At 63.3% G+C, this 16,784-nt stretch carries 14 protein-coding genes; 8 read left to right on the top strand and 6 right to left on the bottom strand.

Annotation, left to right across the window (positions count from 1 at the left end):
* Nucleotides 1–33: 33 nt before the first annotated feature.
* Nucleotides 34–1,572, bottom strand: coding sequence for a DUF6025 family protein (locus ACO06P_RS07580; protein WP_420349394.1), 1,539 nt, complete (start codon nt 1,570–1,572; stop codon nt 34–36).
* 413 nt (nt 1,573–1,985) lie between these two features.
* Here ACO06P_RS07580 and ACO06P_RS07585 point away from each other — a divergent pair, with 413 nt between their 5' ends.
* Both ACO06P_RS07585 and ACO06P_RS07590 read left to right on the top strand, forming a co-directional pair.
* Complete coding sequence (locus tag ACO06P_RS07585; protein ID WP_420349395.1) at nt 1,986–3,017, top strand: CapA family protein; 1,032 nt, start codon at nt 1,986–1,988, stop codon at nt 3,015–3,017.
* Nucleotides 3,018–3,310: 293 nt separating this feature from the next.
* Nucleotides 3,311–3,772, top strand: a complete 462-nt coding sequence (locus tag ACO06P_RS07590; RefSeq protein ID WP_420349396.1) for a GNAT family N-acetyltransferase — start codon at nt 3,311–3,313, stop codon at nt 3,770–3,772.
* A gap of 77 nt (nt 3,773–3,849) precedes the next feature.
* Here ACO06P_RS07590 and ACO06P_RS07595 read toward each other — a convergent pair whose 3' ends face one another.
* Both ACO06P_RS07595 and ACO06P_RS07600 read right to left on the bottom strand, forming a co-directional pair.
* Nucleotides 3,850–5,340, bottom strand: coding sequence for an aldehyde dehydrogenase family protein (locus ACO06P_RS07595; protein WP_420349397.1), 1,491 nt, complete (start codon nt 5,338–5,340; stop codon nt 3,850–3,852).
* A 4-nt stretch (nt 5,341–5,344) separates the two neighbouring features.
* The gene (locus ACO06P_RS07600; protein WP_420349398.1) at nt 5,345–6,451 is read right to left on the bottom strand and encodes a mandelate racemase/muconate lactonizing enzyme family protein; all 1,107 of its coding nucleotides are present in this window, start codon (nt 6,449–6,451) and stop codon (nt 5,345–5,347) included.
* Between the two features lie 114 nt (nt 6,452–6,565).
* Between ACO06P_RS07600 and ACO06P_RS07605 the strand changes: the two genes are divergently transcribed.
* From ACO06P_RS07605 to ACO06P_RS07630, 6 genes are all read left to right on the top strand, one after another.
* A complete protein-coding gene (locus tag ACO06P_RS07605; protein ID WP_421935164.1) occupies nt 6,566–8,047 on the top strand; it encodes a PLP-dependent aminotransferase family protein in 1,482 nt (493 codons plus the stop codon).
* 116 nt (nt 8,048–8,163) lie between these two features.
* Entirely contained in the window at nt 8,164–9,252 is a 1,089-nt protein-coding gene (locus ACO06P_RS07610; RefSeq protein WP_420349400.1) for an extracellular solute-binding protein, read from the top strand.
* A 112-nt stretch (nt 9,253–9,364) separates the two neighbouring features.
* On the top strand, nt 9,365–10,483 hold the full coding sequence (locus ACO06P_RS07615; protein ID WP_420349401.1) for an ABC transporter ATP-binding protein: 1,119 nt from the start codon (nt 9,365–9,367) through the stop codon (nt 10,481–10,483).
* Entirely contained in the window at nt 10,480–11,349 is an 870-nt protein-coding gene (locus ACO06P_RS07620; RefSeq protein WP_420349402.1) for an ABC transporter permease, read from the top strand. The genes ACO06P_RS07615 and ACO06P_RS07620 overlap by 4 nt, the downstream gene beginning before the upstream one ends.
* Nucleotides 11,350–11,361: 12 nt before the next feature.
* A complete protein-coding gene (locus ACO06P_RS07625; RefSeq protein ID WP_420349403.1) occupies nt 11,362–12,222 on the top strand; it encodes an ABC transporter permease in 861 nt (286 codons plus the stop codon).
* A gap of 9 nt (nt 12,223–12,231) precedes the next feature.
* A complete protein-coding gene (locus tag ACO06P_RS07630; protein ID WP_420349404.1) occupies nt 12,232–13,863 on the top strand; it encodes a GMC family oxidoreductase in 1,632 nt (543 codons plus the stop codon).
* Nucleotides 13,864–13,879: 16 nt separating this feature from the next.
* On the opposite strand, the gene ACO06P_RS07635 is transcribed toward ACO06P_RS07630, so the two are convergent.
* The 3 genes from ACO06P_RS07635 to ACO06P_RS07645 form a co-directional block, all read right to left on the bottom strand.
* Nucleotides 13,880–15,073 carry an NAD(P)/FAD-dependent oxidoreductase gene (locus ACO06P_RS07635; RefSeq protein WP_420349405.1) on the bottom strand — a complete coding sequence of 398 codons (1,194 nt, stop codon included), beginning with the start codon at nt 15,071–15,073 and terminating at the stop codon, nt 13,880–13,882.
* Between the two features lie 445 nt (nt 15,074–15,518).
* A complete protein-coding gene (locus tag ACO06P_RS07640) occupies nt 15,519–15,929 on the bottom strand; it encodes a nuclear transport factor 2 family protein (RefSeq protein WP_420349406.1) in 411 nt (136 codons plus the stop codon).
* Nucleotides 15,930–15,977: 48 nt separating this feature from the next.
* Nucleotides 15,978–16,733, bottom strand: coding sequence for an SDR family NAD(P)-dependent oxidoreductase (locus ACO06P_RS07645; protein ID WP_420349407.1), 756 nt, complete (start codon nt 16,731–16,733; stop codon nt 15,978–15,980).
* Nucleotides 16,734–16,784 lie beyond the last annotated feature (51 nt).

The following is a 16,784-nucleotide window of genomic DNA, read 5'->3' on the forward strand; positions in this document are numbered from 1 at the left end:
CTGATAGGAAAGCCGGCACCAAGGGCGGGTCTGTTAAAGGCAAGATAAAGAGCTTGCGCTCAATACGACACCCCTTTGGCTGTTCCTCGGCCACTGCGCCGCACTCAATGCACCCATGAGCATCGATGCCTGTTGAACAGTCAGGTCGCAGAAGCTCTCCAGCATGACCGGCTCACCCTCGACCGGCTCCGGCAGAGAACTCGCGACACCAGGTCGCGGAGCGAAATGATCGATCATGTAGTCCGACAGGGTCTTCTCAGCCTTCGGTCTCCAGTCTTCAACAATCTGCTCAATGCGCTGCCTCATTATCTCGGGTCTACCGATCAGAGTGGTGGTCTCATCGCGAACCCGGCTCATAAGACGGGCCAGGCAGTCGACGTCGCCCGGTAAGGACCGTTGCGGGCAAAGGTTGAAGACAGCCGCCGGCAGCAGCACGTTGAACACCGGTGCTACTTCCGGCAGCTCTCGAATCACGGGGCGAAAGAGCTTGCGGAGGTACTTGGTGAGGCTGCTGAAGTACCCACGTGCACGGGGCGGATAGCCCGCCATGGGAATCCCGCCCCAATGCAGATGAGGATTGCAGGGTCGGGACAGCTCGCGTGGCACTTCGCCAATCGTGGGATAGTGGCTGTACAGGACTGACTTGAGCAGTTGGACAAGTGAGTTGGCGAGAAGCGGCATCTGCGCCGGAAGATCTCCGATTTGTTCCAACAGGCGCTCAGGCTGTGCAGCCATTGAGATCGGCAGCCAGGCGTGATCTATGACTTCCTCGACACCGGAATAGTGGACAGAGTTCATTTCAAAACCTCTGCCGCTGACTCTGAGCGCACACCGCGTAACATCGCCATCCAGAGTCACACAGCGATCAAGGATGCGCCCGAGCATGCTTTCCGGCCGACCCTGAACTCGGGCATCCTCGAGCAACACGCGAAGGATTCTCCGCACGAGACGGTCGTGGCTGGCAAAAAGGGTCGATTCAAAGTGAAACTCGGCAAGCTTACGAAGAGCGTCTCGATGCAACCGAGTGAGGGGCAGGAGCTGACCGTCCCTGGAAGTTAGCGTGAATGGCGTGAACAGCGGGCGACCTCGGTCCCTCGGACAAAAGCCGGTTCCATCCCAGGTGAACAACGGTAAGATCTCTCGCTCTGCACGATCTACCAAGGAGCCGGGCAAATAGCTCCAGTCACCGTACCCGCAGGCCTCTGCTTCGGTCTGATTGAAGTCGAAAACAAGTGGGTAACCCAGACGCTTGGGACCAAAGGCAATATGATTGTAATCACGCGCACCTGCACGCCCGTGAACCATATTGGCCCAATTGCCGATGTGACCGGTTCGCGGAGGATACAGAAACGGGCATTGGCGTAGAGTATCGACTAGGGAGCCTATCCGGACCTCGGAGTTACCCATATGCACCCAATCGAATTCAAGCTCACGACTGGAAAACAGGTCCATCGAGCGGTCGCTAAGCTTTGGCTTGTGCGCGACCTGCTCAAACATTCCGATCGATCGAAGCAGCTGTTCGACATAGCCGGATGGAATTGAGAGATCTCCTACTATCTCTGATGCTGTCACCTCGCCCTCCATGTCCAGAAGCGACCTGAAGAGCCCGCTCCTTCACAAAGACCCTGGTCTGAGCTTTCCGGACTTCGGATCTCACTGCAGAACTTGCTGATCATTTGATGGTGGCAACCTGCCTGTGCACTTCTGCTTCGGGAGAAAGCAGCGCAATCTATACTCAGTATCTGGAGAATATATGGTACCGAATATCGCCTTTTATTCTTTGGTGTCTCCCCCGGTTTTCTATAATTCTGTTTCCGTGTCGGTGCCATTGACAAGCAGGAAGACGCATTTTCTGACACCAGTCCAGGTCTCTCCATCGCCAGAACCCCGATTGACGCCCGGCCACAGAATCGTGCCTGGCCAGCTTCACGAGAGCCTGCAAATCGAATAGCCCTTCTGAGTCAGGCGACGTTGGAGGCGCACGGATGGATCAAACGCTCATCTTGACCGGCGACGTCAATCTGCAGGGCGTTACGGACCCAAACGTGGTCTTCGCCCGAATATCTGACCTCACGCGATCGGCTGACCTACTCTTTGGAAACCTTGAGTGTTGCTTCTACGAGGCTTCTGCCCATAACCCGTCCGAACGCGAGGGCTTCTATGCCCACCCCGATGTCGCCAAAGCTCTCGTGCTCGCTGGCTTTGACGTTGTCGGTACGGCGAATAACGTGACCTATGGGGAAAAGGCGATCGTCGCGTCCTTGACAAAACTGGACGAGTTGGGGATCGCCCACACAGGCGCCGGGTGCAATCGTATTGAAGCCTCTCGCCCGGCCATCGTCAGCAGGGCAGGAACCAAGTACGGCTTCTTACAGCGAACATCCATCTATTGGCCCCGAAACCACGAAGCGTCGTCGAACGCACCGGGCGTTGCCGTCATCAAGGGACACACCGCCTATCAGGTTGACGACTACGCCGCAAACCGGCCCGGATATCCGCCCAAAGTAGTCACATGGACTGATTCGGCGCAACTAGCCGCCTATAGAATGGAATTGGCCGCGTTATCGCGCGAGGTTGACTTCTTGATTGCTTCCCACCACTGGGGTGTTGGCAGGACCGTCCTGGACTATCAGATCGAAATAGCACACGCTGCTATAGATTCAGGAGCGGATATTGTGCTCGGGCACGGCCCTCATCAGCCACTTGGAATTGAAATCTACAAGGACCGACCGGTTGTGTACGGCACTGGTTGCTTTTCTTTCGACGTTGGACACCACACACAGCTCACCAATTGGATTGGCTATTTTGTAAAGGTTCACTTGAGGGAAAGAACACCCTATGAGGTCTCCATTCAATTGGTTCGACGCACGGAGAAAAACGAGACTGTTCTCCGTGAGCCCGCTGAGGAGCCCAAGGCGGTAAACGAAATCCTGGAGCGATCTGCTGCTCTCGGGACCAAGCTCACCATCGAGAAGGACCGGATTCTGGTCTGGCAATGCTCTCCGAAGTTGGCGTGATCACAGCCTCTAGCCCTTGTGCGGGCACGACAGTGTGCACGGCACAGGGGTCATGGTGCAGACACCATCCGCGGGCAGGCCGCATCCGTCATGTTCCAGTGCAGCGCCCCGGCGCGCATGGCGCCCCGAAAGGGTATCGCCCGGTATCCCCTGCCCTCGGCCATTTCGATCAGCCAGGCCCGATCACTCCACGTTGACGGCGTCTTGGGTTTGCATGACTGTTGTCTGGTCCCCTGTTGCCCGTTCGACAGGTCCAACAGCACCGCCACGCAAGATCTCCCAGGAATGCCCCCATGACAGAGTTATCGTTCCGCCGCGCCGTCCGCGCGGATCTGCCGGCAATCATCGCACTTTTGAGCGACGACGCGCTGGGCAGCGGCCGCGAAGACCCGGCCCAGCCGCCCAACCCGCGTTATCTCGAAGCCTTCGAGGCCATCGACGACGACCCGAACCAGTACCTCGCCGTGGCTGCGGCGGGCGAGACCATCATCGGCTGCCTGCAGCTCAGCTTCATCCCCGGCCTGTCCCGCCTCGGCATGTGGCGCGGCCAGATCGAAAGCGTGCGCATAGCCGCTGCGCAGCGCGGCGGGGGCATCGGCCGGCGGATGTTCGAATGGGCCATCGACGAATGCCGCCGACGCGGTTGCGGCCTCGTCCAGCTCACCACCGACAAGACCCGCCCGGAGGCGCTGCGTTTCTACGAAGGCCTCGGCTTCCAGGCCAGTCACGAGGGCATGAAGCTGACGCTGACATGAGAGCGCGCCACGGGCCGGCCAGAGGAGCCGAGCTGATCTGAACAGCACCGGCACCTCGCCGTCCGACAACGGCCGCCCTAAATGCGTGCGGCGACGCCCTTGGTCCGGCAATAGCTCAGCAGACCCTCGAGGCCCTTTTCCCGGCCGAACCCGGACTTCTTGTTTCCGCCGAAGGGCACCTCGATGCCTCCCGCGAAGTACTCGTTGATGTAGACCTGCCCCGCATCCAGGCGCCGAGCCATGCGGTGCGCGAGCGCGAAGTTGGCGGTGTAGACACCGGCCACCAGCGCGTACTGGCTGTTGTTGGCGAGATCGAGGGCGTGGTCCGCGTCCTCGGCAATCTGCACCGTCAGGACAGGGCCGAAGATCTCCTCCTGCACCAGCTCGTCGTCCGGGTCGCGGGCGCCGACGATGGTCGGCTGAAAGAACCATCCTTTGCCGGTCTCCGGGTCCACCGTCTCGGCGCCGCCGGTGGCCACTTCAACCCCCCGCTCCCGGGCGCGCCCGACAAAGCCCGAAATGCGGGCGAGCTGTTCGGCCGAGTTTACCGGACCGAGCTGGGGGTTTCTGAGGCCGTGCCCGAGCGTCAGCTTCTCGGCGCGCCGGCAAAGCTCCTCGACGAAGCTGTCGTGCAGACTGCGCTCGACAATGAGGCGGGAACCGGCAGAGCAGATCTGTCCGGCGTTTTCGAAGATCGCCCCCATCACGCCGCCGAGCGCGGCTTCACGGTCGCAGTCGCCCAGGACGACCACCGGGGACTTGCCGCCGAGTTCCAGCACGACACGGGTCACGTTGTCCGCCGCCGCCTTCATGACGGCCGTGCCGCTTGCGACCGAGCCGGTGAAGGTGATGTGATCGACCCCTCCGTGGGCCGCCAGCGGCGCCCCGGCCTCGGCGCCGGTTCCGGTCACCACGTTGCAAACACCGGCGGGCAGGCCGGCCTGCGTCAGGATCTCCGCCAGCCTCAACGCGGTGAAGGGGGTCTGCTCGGCGGGCTTGGCAACCACTGCGCAGCCGGCGGCCAGCGCCGGGGCGATGCCCCTGGCCGCCGTGGAGATCGGGAAGTTCCAGGGAATGATCTGCGCCGCCACGCCGACCGGCTCGTGCAGGCTGTAGCCGAGGTATGCAGGGCCGAGGGGAAAGGTATCGCCCTGCAGTTTGTCGCAGGCGCCGCCATAGTATTCGAAGGCGCGGGCGGCGCCCTGCACGTCGCCCTGCGCCTCGCCGATGGGCTTGCCGCTGTCGAGGCACTCGATCACCGCCAGACCCGCCGCATTCTCACGGATCAGCTCGGCGGCACGATAGAGTATGCGTCCGCGTTCGGCGGCGGGCGTATCCCGCCAGACGGTCTCAAAGGCCCGCCGCGCAGAGGCCACGGCGGCATCCACATCGGCGGCATCCCCGCGGGCGAACTCGGCAAAGGCCTCGGCACGGCCCGGGTCCAGGCTCTGCATCACGCGGCCGGAGGCCGCCACCGAATACGCTCCGTCGATGAAGTGGCCTTGCGGCAGGCCGGGAATCGTTCCGCTGGACAGCGCGTCATCGATGAACTGCTTTTGGGTCTTCATCGGATCACCTTTCCAACGCGCTGATGCAGTAGACGGACCTGGCGAGCCAGTCCGGATTCACCGTCACGCCCCAACCCGGCCGATCGCTCACCGTGACCTTGCCGTCCTGGATATCATAGGGGGTTTCGACGAAAAGGTTCTGCTGCCAGGGATAGTAGTCCGCACCCTCGATCGAGAGTTCCAGGTACTTGCCGGCATTGGGGATGGCGCGCAGCAGATGCATGGTGAAAAGCGTCACCATCGACAGGTTGGCGCTGTGGGGCGTGACCGGGAGCCCCGCCTTTTCAGCCATCTTCGCGACCCGCAGCGTGCGCGTAAGCCCCCCCAGATAGCAGACGTCGGGCTGGACGATATCGACCACATGGCCGTTGATCATGCGCCGCCAATCCACCATAGAGCAGTCCTGCTCGCCCCCTGTGACATCGATGTCCAAAGCCTCTGTCACCTGTTTGGTCTGCTCGTATTCCCAGTAGGGACAGGGCTCTTCATAGTGCGAGATGCCGTTGTCCTGCAGCAGGTGACCGACCTCGATGGCCCTTGCCGGCGAGAAACCGGAATTGGCATCGACCAGCAGGGCAACGCCGTCACCCATTTCCCGCCGCATGGTCGGCACGATCTCTTCCGTGCGGCCGGGCCACTCGTCAACGTCCCGGCCGCATTCGGCACCGATGCGGAACTTGAAGGCATCGAACCCGAGACGGTCGCGCAGGTCCTTCAGGCGCTCTGCCTCCCGCTGCGGCGTGATGTCCCGTTTCATCGAGGAGCCATAGGCGCGCAGCGACCCGGGCGTTCCACCGATCAACTCGCAGACGGCCTTGCCTTCCAGCTTACCGCGCAGGTCCCAGAGTGCGGTGTCCAGTCCGCCGATGGCGCGCCGCAGGTAGGCCCCAGGGAACTTGTGCTCGCGCTCCGGAATGATGTCGACGAGGTAATCGATGTTGAGCGCGCTCTGGCCAAGGGCGTAGGGGGCTACCTGGCGATGCACGACCTGCGCCGTGATGTCCGCATTGTAGGGAGCGACCTGGCCCCAGCCCTCTTCGCCGTTCCCGGTCCGGACCCGCACGAAGCAGACGAACTCGTCCGTGAAGGTTTCGACGCTCGCAATTTCCATAACTGTCCGGTTGGCTCCCAAAAGGCATCGTCGGTTCGCCACGATAAACTGAATTGGCCTTGATTTAAGGTCCATTTTCGTTCGTTCTATAGGCCAATCTTCGAGGGAACAGGCATGAAGACAAACGCCGGGGCGCTGCTGTCATCGATCCGGATCGACCGGAACGCGCGGCGAAAGATCAGCGTCCAGCTCTATATGGGCCTGAAGGAGATCCTGCTGAGCGGCGGCGTTAATCCAGGCGAACGGCTGCCGGCGACGCGTACCCTGGCAAAGGAGATCGGCGTCTCGCGGACAACCGTCATCGATGCCGTGGACAGGCTCACCGCTGAAGGCCTCCTGGAAGCAAGGGTGGGGGCCGGCACCTTCGTCAGCGAAGCGCTTGCCGGCCAGCGGGCGGCTGTCGCAGCGGCGCGCCCGGTGGCCAGCAAGCCCGCCGACCACCATCTCTCTCGCGCGGCGCGCCACGCCCAGCGCTTCCTCGCCCCGAGGGCCTGGCTGCCCCACAAGTCGCAGGCCTTCATCACCGCGCTGCCGGCCCTCGATCTCTTTCCCATGGCGCACTGGGCGCGCCTGTCGGCGCGGCACTGGCGGGCGGGCAGGGAGGACGTGATGGGCTACGGCCATCCCTCCGGCTACCAGCCCCTGAGGGAAGCAATCTCAACCCACCTGAACGCCGCCCGCGGCATCAAGTGCGATCCGCAGCAGATCTTTATCGTGTCCGGCGCTCAGCAGGCCTTCTTTCTGATCGCCTCGCTTCTGCTGAACCCCGGCGACCATGTCTGGTTCGAAAACCCCGGAGCTATCGGGGCGCGCAACGCCTTCGTCGCCGGCGGCGCCGACATCGTCGCCGTAGAGGTCGATGACGAAGGGCTGAGCATTGCCGACGGGCTGCGCAAGGCACCGCACTTCCGCCTCGCCTTCGTGACGCCGTCACACCAGCAGCCCTTGGGCCAGGTCATGAGCCTTTCCCGGCGGCTCGCCCTTCTGGGTGCGGCCGAGGATGCGGATGCCCTGATCGTCGAGGATGACTACGACGGAGAGTTCTACTACGGAGACCAGCCGCAGCCGCCGCTGAAGAGCATCGATACCCAGGAGCGGGTGATCTATGTCGGCACCTTCTCCAAGTCGCTCTTTCCGTCCCTTCGGCTTGGCTTCGTTCTGGCGCCGCGCGGCCTGGAGGAGGCCTTTGCCGAGATCAGCGCGGCCTGGCTCAGCGGCGTTCCGACGGCAACCCAGGCCATCGTGGCGGACTTCATGAACGAGGGGCTCTTCTCGACCCACATCCGGCTCATGCGACAGGCCTACAAGGCCCGGCACGACGCCCTGATCGAGGCAACGGCGGGCCTTTCCGAGAGAATTGATGTCCGCCCCACCTCCAGCGGGTTCCATACCGTCGGCCTCTTGCCCGATGATGCAGATGAGGACGGCATCGTCGCCGGCGCCAGACAGCAGGGGATCGTGGTGGCAGCCCTGTCGCGCTACAGCGCTGCGCCCATCGACCGCAAGGGCCTCGTCCTGGGTTTCGGCGGGGTCACGCCGGAAGAAATCCGCCGCGGCGTCGACAGACTGCGTTCTCTGCCGGAGCTGGCGCCATAATTGGTCTGATCTCAAATCGGTAATGGATATATTTTGCAGTCCATTATCGCACTAGGCTTTGGCATTTGATTTGCCGGTTCGTCTGCTTGGGCGATCGGCCAATAAGGGAGGCTTGAATGACAAGCAGAAAACTGTCCGCCGCCTTGATGGCTGCCACCATTCTCACCGGGGCCCTCACGACGGCGACGACGGCTCAGGCGGAGACGCTTCGGCTCCTGACCTGGGGGTCCTACGCGCCGGAGGAAGTGGTCAGGCTGTTCGAGGAAAAGTACCCGGACATCGATGTCGAGGTCACCTTTTCCAACAACGAGGAGATGATCGCCAAGCTGCGGGCGACCGGCGGCGCCGGCTTTGACCTGGCACAGCCAAGTCACGACCGCATCTACGCAGCGCAGCTCGAATACAACATCTACAAGCCCATGGACCTTTCGAAGATCGACACCTCGGTCATGCAGCCCAAGCTGCTGGATGGCGTGAAGGCCAATACCACGATCGACGGCGAGGTCTACTCCGTACCCCATCAGTGGGGCACCTCCGGCCTGATGGCCGACAAGACGAAAGCGCCTGATATCAAGAGCTGGGCCGACCTCTGCGACCCACAGTACAAGGGCAAGACCTCGATGCGCCTGAAGCGCACCATTCTGCTGGGCACTGCCTTTGCGATGGGCGAGGATCCGTTCGCTGCCTACGCCGATCTGGACAAGTACCAGGCCATTCTCGACAAGGCCGTCGACAAGCTGATCGCCTGCAAGGACAACATCAAGGCCTACTGGAAAGGCGGAGACGACCTCTCCGCCCTGATGCTCTCCGGCGAAGTGATTGCGTCCGAGACCTGGGACTCGACGGCGTACCGGATCTACAACCAGAACCCCAACATCGTCTTCGTGCCGCCCGAGACCGGCGCTCTGGCCTGGATCGACACCTTCACCCTGCCCCGCAAGGGCAAGGCTGACGATGCGGCCTACAAGTGGATCAACTTCGTCCTGCAGCCTGAAATCGTCAAGCTGATGTCGGCCAGCACCGGCAGTGCCGCCGCGATCAAGGGCGGCAGCGATCTGCTGCCGGACGACAAGAAGGCAGCCTTTGCTGCCGCCTTCTCCGACGAGGACATCGCGAACCTGCAGTTCTTCGCCAACATCCCGCCGGGTGTGGAGGACATGGAAGGCAAGGCTCTCGAGAAGATCAAGGCCGCCACCGGCGGCTGATCCGGCAGTCCCGTTTGCAGAGACGCTGCCTCCTGGTTAGAAACCCCTGCGGCATAAACCAGGGGCAGCGTCTCTTGTTCCCGGGGCCCCTTATCCCCCGCAGGGCGATCGCATGAATTCCTCCTTCGACTACGATCTTGAATGCACCGACGTCTCCAAGACCTTCGGGCGTCTGCGCGCCGTCGATGAAGTTTCCTTCAAGATCCCCAGCGGTTCCTTTTTCTCGATCCTGGGTCCCTCGGGCTGCGGCAAAACGACCTTGATGCGCATGATTGCCGGCTTCGAAGACCCGACGGCCGGTGATGTGAAGATCAAGGGGGCCTCTGTCCTCAACACGCCGCCGAACAAGCGCAACGTGAAGATGGTCTTCCAGCATCTGGCGCTGTTCCCGATGATGAACGTTTACGAGAACATCGCCTATGGCCTGCGCTGCAACGGTGCCGGAAAGGCCGAAATCGAGCAGAAGGTCAAGCGGGTGCTCGAGCGTATCGCCCTGCCGGACGTGGGAGAACGCGAGATCCACCAGCTCTCCGGCGGCCAGAAACAGCGGATCGCCATCGCCCGCTGCATGGTACTCGATCCCGACGTGCTGCTTCTGGACGAGCCGCTGGGCGCCCTCGACCTGAAGTTGCGCGAAGCCATGAAGATCGAACTGAAACTGCTCCAGCACCAGTTCAACACCACCTTCGTCTACATCACCCACGACCAGTCGGAGGCGCTGGTGATGTCCGACAACGTGGCCGTGATGAACCAAGGCAGGTTCGAGCAGATCGGTTCGCCCCAGCAACTCTATCACAGCCCGGCCAGCGCTTTCGTCGCCGGCTTCGTCGGTGACGCCAACCGCTGGAACGGCCGGGTGCTGGAAGCCGCAAACGGCGGCATCAGGGTCGAGACCGCCGCCGGCCTCGGCCTGGGGTGCACCGCGGGCAGTGGGCAGAAGCTTCAGAACGGCGACTTTGTCGAGGTCTTCGTGCGCCCGGAGTTCATCCGTACGGGCCGGCGCGAGGCGGCGCCCACCGCGGGTCACAATCACCTCGAGGGCGTTGTCGACAGCCTGCTCTTCAACGGTGCCAACAGCCGGGTCCTGGTCCGGACAGGCAAGGGCGAGTTGATCGAGGCCGACGTCACCCTGACCGGCGGCAGCGACGATGTGAAACCCGGCGAGACGGTGGTGATGAGCTGGTCGGCGGATCAAACCCTCTGCTTTGCCTCCCAAGCGGACCCGTCATGAAGCAGAGCGACATCAAGCGGCTCTCGCTGATTCTGCTGTTCATGCCCTTTGTGCTCTGGATCACACTGCTCATCGTCCTGCCGCATATCGGCATGGGCGTGCTGGCGCTGCGGGAGAAGGTGGCCCCTCGGGTCTACGAGTTCGGCCTCGGCAACTTCATCGAGTTCCTGCAGGAGCCGATTTACTGGAACACTCTCCTGCGCACCGGCTCCATGTCGCTGCTGGTGACCGCCCTGGCCCTGCTGGCCGGCTTCCCCATCGCCTACTACATCGCCAAGATCGCCGGCTGGCGCACACGCGGCGCCCTCTTCCTGCTTTGTCTCGTCCCGCTCTGGGTCAGCGACCTGATCCGTGCCTTCGGCTGGATCCTGCTGCTGAGGGAGACCGGCGTGATTTCGTCTTTCCTACAAGGCATCGGGATCCTCGACGCGCCGATTGAGCTGCTCTACAACGACGTAACCGTCATCATCGGGCTCGTCTACACGGTCATCCTCTTCATGATCGTACCGCTGGTCTCGACCCTCGACGGCATGGACGATGCGATGATCGAGGCGGGCTATAACCTCGGCGGCAACGGCTGGACGGTGCTGCGTCGCATCATCGTTCCCTACGCAATGCCCGGCATCGTCTCCGGCTGCATCATCGTCTTCATGCTGACCGCCGGGAGTTACCTCACCCCCATCCTGCTGGGCGGCAAGAACTCCAGCTGGTTCACGGAGACCATCTACGAGCAGTTCATCACGCGTTACAACTGGGAGTCCGGTGCGGCCTTCGGCTTCCTGCTGCTCGCCTTCACGTCGTTCGTCGTCTGGCTTGGCCTCAAGCTCTCGCGTCAGACTCTCGCCGGCACGATTGCACGGAGCTGAGGGAGCGGCGCTATGGCGAGAAACGGAAATAACTGGGCCTTCCTGCTCGGCTACCGGGCCTACGTCCTGGCCTTCTTCCTCTTTCTGGCCGCTCCCCTGGTTTCCGCCGGCACCTTCGCGTTCAACGACTCGCTCTTCCCGGCGCTGCCCTGGCAGGGTTTCACCCTGGACTGGTTCTTCAACGACACCGAACCGAAGCTCGGGATGTTCCACGACAGGCGCCTCCTGCGGGGCCTCTATTACTCCTTCATCATCGCCATCGCGGTCGCCGCCCTCTCGGTCTTTGCCGGCACCTGCAACGCGTTTCTTTTCGTGCGCCGGGAGTTCCCCGCAAAGAATTTCCTCTACATCGTCATGATTGTCCCCCTGGTCATTCCGGGTGTCATCCTCGGCATCTCGATCCTCGTGCTTGCAAGCTCCGTCGCCAACGGGCTGGAGGACCGCTACGGCCTGGAGCTGGAGTTCCTGCGCCCGGGCATTCTGCTCGTGGTTCTGGGCCAGTTCTCCTTCATCACCACCATTGCCTCCCTTGTCATCATCGCCCGGCTGAAGAAGTTCGATGCGGCCATGGAAGAAGCCGCGCTCAACCTGGGCGCCAGCCGGGCGCGGGTTCTGATGACGATCACCCTGCCGTTCCTGCGCCCGGCGATGATCGCCGGCGGGATCGTGGCTTTTCTCGTTTCCTTCGAGAACTTCAACACGACCCTGTTCCTGGTCGGCTCGGAAGCGCCCCTGACGATCACCATGTTCGACCGCATGGCGAAGGTCGGCTCGACCCCGGTGCTGAACGCCGTTTCGTTCTTTCTGATGGTCGGCTCGGGGCTGCTCGCCCTACTCTCGATCCTGGTTCAGCGGGACAAGCCGGGCGGATAACGTACGCAGATGACAAGCCGGGAAACGGAGAGCTACGACTACATCGTTGTCGGCGCGGGGTCGGCGGGCTGCGCGCTTGCAGCCCGTCTGAGCGAAAGCGGCCGGCACAGGGTCCTGCTGCTGGAAGCAGGACCCGACGACCGCCGGTTCTGGGTCCAGGTGCCGATCGGATACGGCCGGTCTTTCTACGATCCGCAGGTCAACTGGATGTATACGACCGAGCCGGTTCCCGGCCTTGGGGACCGTGCGAGCTACTGGCCCCGCGGCAAAGTGCTCGGCGGTTCCAGTTCGATCAATGCCATGGTCTTCATCCGCGGCCAGGCCGAAGACTACGAGGACTGGCGGGCCGCCGGAAATCCCGGTTGGGGATGGCAGGATGTCCTGCCGCTGTACAAGCGCATGGAGTGCCACGCCGGGGGCGAGAGCGATCAGCACGGCGGCGCCGGCCCCTTGCACGTCATGTCGCCGTCGCGCGATCTGCATCCGACCTGCGAGGACTTCCTGAGCGCCTGCGAGGAGGCTGGCGTGCCGCGCAACGCCGACTTCAACGGTGCCCGGCAGGAAGGCGTCGGCACCTACCACATCACCGTCAAGAACGGGATACGCATGTCGGCGGCGCGGGCCTATCTCTGGCCGGCCCGCCGGCGCGCAAACCTGCGCATCGAGACCGAGGCGGAAGCCCGGCGCGTCCTCTTCGAGGGGCGGCGCGCCGTCGGCATCGAGTACCTGCGCAAGGGTCGCCGCCGTACCGCCCGAGCCACCGCCGAGGTTATCCTCTCCGCCGGCGCCGTGAACACGCCGAAGCTGCTTCAACTCTCCGGCGTCGGACCGGCGGAAGATCTGAAAGCCCTTGGCATTAACCCGGTGCTGGACAGTCCCGCTGTCGGCCAGCACCTCCAGGACCACCTGGACGTCGGGCTCATCTATCGCTGCCGGGTGCCGACCCTGAACAATCAGCTCCATCCCTGGTGGGGCAAACTTTGGGCGGGTATGAAGTACGTGACTAGGCGACGCGGCCCCCTCGCCCTCAGCCTGAACCACGCCGGCGCCTTCATCCGCAGCCGGCCCGAACTCGACCGCCCCAACCTGCAGCTCTACTTCTCGCCCCTCAGCTATCTGAAGGCGCCACCGGGCACGCGCCCGCTGATGAACCCGGACCCCTATGCCGCCTTTCACATCAGCGTTTCGCCCTGCCGGCCGACCAGCCGCGGCTTCCTGCGCCTCAGGTCGCCCGACCCGGCCGAGACACTGGAGATCCAGCCCAACTACCTTGCGACCGAACACGACCAGCAGGAAGTCGTGGAGGGTCTCCGCTTCCTGCTGGGGCTGGCCAGGACCTCAGCCATGCAGCGTTTGATCACGGCGGAAGTGCCGCCGAACCCCCGGGACGACAGTGACGCCAGCCTGCTCGCCTATGCCCGCGAGCAGGGCGTCACCGTTTTCCATCCCGCCGGCACCTGCCGCATGGGTCCGGACAGCGCGACCTCGGTTGTCGACCCTGCATTGCGGGTGCACGGGGCCGAGGGTCTGCGCATCGCCGACGCCTCGATCTTCCCGACTTTGACGTCGGGCAACATCAACGCACCGGCCATCATGACCGGCGAAAAAGCCAGCGACCTGATCCTGCGGGGCAGCAGTTAGCGGCGACCAATCCGGATCAAAGGCCAAGCCTGTCGCACCAGCGGTAGAACGCGACCGGCGCCGCCAGAAACCAGGGTCTGCCGTTGTAAAGCGGACGGGTCTGGAACGCTACGTCGTCCAGCGCCGTGCGCCCCTCGGCCAGGCCGAGCACCTTCTGCCCCACCCGGGTCCCGAGGTAGGCGGCCATGGAAACACCGGAGCCGCAATACCCCATGGCGTAGTGGATGCCCTGGTGACGCCCGAGATGCGCCAGGGTATCGAAGGTGTAGGCGACGAAGCCCATCCAGGAGTGGCTGACCTTGGTCTTTGAGAGTTCGGGAAACAGCCGCACCAGGTCCCGGTGCAGCAAGGCGCCACTGCGCAGAGGGTCCGTCTCGCCGCTGGTGACCCGGCCACCGAAGAGAATGCGGGTCCGGTCCGGGGACGGCCGGTAGTAATAGACCACGCGCCGGCTGTCGCTGACGATGCGGTCCGTCGGCATGACGCGGTCCACGACCTCTCTTGTCAGCGGCTCGGTCGCGATCATGTAGCTGCCGATCGGGATAACGCGGCGGCGCTGCCAGGGCGTCAGCCTGCCTGTGTAACCGTTGGTCGCGACGATCACTTCACGGGCCAGCACTGTGCCGCGCCCGGTGACAAGGCGGTGGCCATCGCCATCGCTTTGGATGGCTGTGACCGCACAGTGCGGGACAACCACCGCCCCGGCGCCGAGGACGCGTTCAAGCAGGCCCTGGTGAAAGCGGCCCGGGTCCAGGCAGGCGTGCTTCTCGAAGACGACGCCGCCGAAGTAGGCATCGCTGCCGATTTCCCGCCGCTGGTCGCCGCGGGGCACGGCATGCGCCGGCACCGCCAGCCCCTTCGGCTGGCTGGCGATGGCCCGCGCGAGCCGCTCATAATGCCGCGGAGAATGCGCCGCATGAAAGCGGCCGGGGACCCTGAAATCGCAGTCAATCCCCTCCTGCGCGATGAAGTCACCGATCCAGGCCAGGGCCTTCTGCCCTTCGCGAAGGATCGCGAAGGCGGCTTCCTCACCATGGCGGCGGGCCAGGGTTTCGTAGTCCGGCTTTATCGAGGTGCTGATCTGGCCGCCGTTGCGGGTGCTGCAGCCCCAGCCGGCATCTCCGGCATCGAGGACGAGGGTGGATCGCCCGGCGCGGGCAACGGCCAGGGCCGCGCAGAGGCCCGTATAGCCCGAGCCAACGATGGCCACGTCCACGCTTGGCGGAAGCGGAGCCTCAGACAGCTCGGGCCTTGGACTGCGTTCCCACCAGTAAGGGGTCAGTTTGCAGTCAGAGGTAAAGACGTCGGACACCGCAGTTCACAGAATTCAGTTCCACCCCACAGCCTCCAGTCTCTCCGCATCGCGTGGCATGATTAAGGGCCATTTCCAATTAACCGGCAGACCACCTGAAGACAACCGTTGATAAGGGCGCAGCCGGGAAAGAGGCGGGATGATGGAGGCCTCTGGTGCCGAAGCTCGCGCTCTCAGCCGGCGCCCAGGCCGGCGGCCGAGCAGGACTGAAAGCTGGCCGATCCGTTAAACGCTCACCTCGCCTGTTGGACGGGCCTTGGCGATGCCGGGTTCAGCGTTTCGGCAAGCTACCCTTCGCCCGACCACAGTTGATTGACTGTCCCGCGCGCGGCTGCGTTTCCGGTCAGCGGTTTTCCGCCTCACGCGGATTGCCGGCGGCGAGGTCGACGAGCGGATTGAAGAACTCCTTGAAATGCAGAAGCTTACCGCCCCTGGCCACCACCTTGGCGATATAGGTGTTGTTGTAGGGGGCGCCGCTTTGGAGCGTCATTTTGCCGTTGAACTCGACGAAAGCGAGATCGGGATCGGCAGCCTGATAGGCCCTGACGTCGAGGAACTCCATTGTCTTGCGCTGGACAAAAGCGCTCGCAAGCGTGGTGCGGATTGCATCGGCACCTTCAAATGTGCTGGGCGAGCCTTCGGGCACGTAGGGAAACTCCATTACGCCGTCGTCATGCCAGAGGGGCATGACCTGTTCGATATCGCGCGTCGTCAGGGCGTCGAGGAAGCGCTGCGCGAGGTCCGCTGTGGTCACTGGAATCTCCGTCCTTTCAAGTGAAGCAAGGCCGCATCCGCTCGCCGCCTAGAAGCTCAACCCCTTGGTGAAACCGCCATCGATGAGGATGTTCTGGCCCGTGATGAAACTGGACGCGGGCGACATCAGGAAGATCACCAGGTTCGCGACCTCGTCGATCTCGCCCGGGCGCTTCATCGGAATACGCGACTTCAACGTATCGAGCAGGTGCGGCGGCACGGTTCTCAGAATGTCCGTATTGATCACGCCCGGTGCGACGGTGTTGACCCGGATGTTCTTGGCCGCTCCTTCGATGGCGGCGACCCGCGTCAACGCTTCGACCCCCGCCTTCGCCGCCGCATAGGCGCCGTAGCCGGGGGACGCGAAGCTCGCAGTCTGAGAGCTCATGTTGACGATCGAGCCGCCTTGGGCTTCCATCACCTTCATCTGGGCCTTCAGGCCGTAGAAGGTGCCCGTAAGGTTGACGGCGATGTCCTGGTTCCACTCTGCCGTCGTCATCTCGGTGATCGGCGCGTTTACACCGGATCCGGCGTTGTTGAAGACGAAGTCGAGACGTCCGAAGCGCTCCAGGGTTTGCTCGACCATGGCGTTCGCTTCCGCTTCCTTGGTGACGTCCGTACGCACGAAGAGGCCGCGCCCGCCGGCCGCATCGATGTCCTTCACGGCCTCCGCGCCCTCCTTCTCCCGCCGCGCCGCGACGACAACATCTGCCCCCTTCCGGGCGAGCGCGATGGCGACGGCGCGGCCCATTCCCGTCGTGGCACCGGTTATGAGCGCGGTCTTGCCGCTGAAGCCTTCGGACATGGGCTATCTCCTTGATTGTAAGACCTGAGAGTGCCAAACGTGGATGGCACG

This window comes from Pelagibius sp. (assembly GCF_965227505.1).
Taxonomy (GTDB): Bacteria; Pseudomonadota; Alphaproteobacteria; order Kiloniellales; family Kiloniellaceae; genus Pelagibius.

Coding starts and splice junctions, on each gene's coding strand:
- ACO06P_RS07615 (WP_420349401.1), top strand. CDS start 9,365: ATGAATTCCTCCTTCGACTACGATCTTGAATGCACCGACGTCTCCAAG.
- ACO06P_RS07610 (WP_420349400.1), top strand. CDS start 8,164: ATGACAAGCAGAAAACTGTCCGCCGCCTTGATGGCTGCCACCATTCTC.
- ACO06P_RS07590 (WP_420349396.1), top strand. CDS start 3,311: ATGACAGAGTTATCGTTCCGCCGCGCCGTCCGCGCGGATCTGCCGGCA.
- ACO06P_RS07585 (WP_420349395.1), top strand. CDS start 1,986: ATGGATCAAACGCTCATCTTGACCGGCGACGTCAATCTGCAGGGCGTT.
- ACO06P_RS07625 (WP_420349403.1), top strand. CDS start 11,362: ATGGCGAGAAACGGAAATAACTGGGCCTTCCTGCTCGGCTACCGGGCC.
- ACO06P_RS07630 (WP_420349404.1), top strand. CDS start 12,232: ATGACAAGCCGGGAAACGGAGAGCTACGACTACATCGTTGTCGGCGCG.
- ACO06P_RS07645 (WP_420349407.1), bottom strand. CDS start 16,733: ATGTCCGAAGGCTTCAGCGGCAAGACCGCGCTCATAACCGGTGCCACG.
- ACO06P_RS07595 (WP_420349397.1), bottom strand. CDS start 5,340: ATGAAGACCCAAAAGCAGTTCATCGATGACGCGCTGTCCAGCGGAACG.
- ACO06P_RS07605 (WP_421935164.1), top strand. CDS start 6,566: ATGAAGACAAACGCCGGGGCGCTGCTGTCATCGATCCGGATCGACCGG.
- ACO06P_RS07600 (WP_420349398.1), bottom strand. CDS start 6,451: ATGGAAATTGCGAGCGTCGAAACCTTCACGGACGAGTTCGTCTGCTTC.
- ACO06P_RS07620 (WP_420349402.1), top strand. CDS start 10,480: ATGAAGCAGAGCGACATCAAGCGGCTCTCGCTGATTCTGCTGTTCATG.